Annotated in this window: 1 protein-coding gene; it reads right to left on the minus strand. The window is 57.6% G+C overall.

The window, feature by feature from the left end; translation table 11 throughout:
• On the minus strand, positions 1-448 hold a 448-nt coding region (locus M3661_RS29885; RefSeq protein WP_251491302.1), incomplete at both ends, for an extracellular solute-binding protein.

A 448-nucleotide genomic window follows, 5' to 3' on the forward strand; every position in this document is an offset into this window, starting at 1 on the left:
TCGTAAGGCATCATGCCGACGCCGTAGTTAAATTTGGCGTACTGGCGGATATCGGCCAGCGAGCCGGACGAGGCAGTGGTAATGGCGCAGTCGCCGTTATAGAACTTTTCGGTAGACTCGTCTTTACGCCCGAAGTAGCTGAAATCGCCCTTCTTGTTCATCTCTTCGAGCAGCGCGATATGCTTCACCTGCTCCGGCTTGTTGAACTCAAGAACCGCGTCGGTACCGTCGAAGCCGTTATTCTTCGTGGCCACCGGCAGACCGTGCCAGGCGCTGAAGTTTTCAATCTGGATCCAGCCCTGCCAGCCGCTGGCGTAGCCGCACTTCATCCCGGCGGCTTTCAGCTTCGCGGTATAGGCCGCCAGATCCTGCCAGGTCTTCGGCGGCTGCTCCGGATCTAAGCCGGCTTTTTTGAAGGCGTCTTTGTTGTAGTAGAGCACCGGGGTAG

The organism is Paenibacillus sp. MER 180 (assembly GCF_023713665.1).
Lineage (GTDB): Bacteria > Bacillota > Bacilli > Paenibacillales > Paenibacillaceae > Paenibacillus_B > Paenibacillus_B suaedae.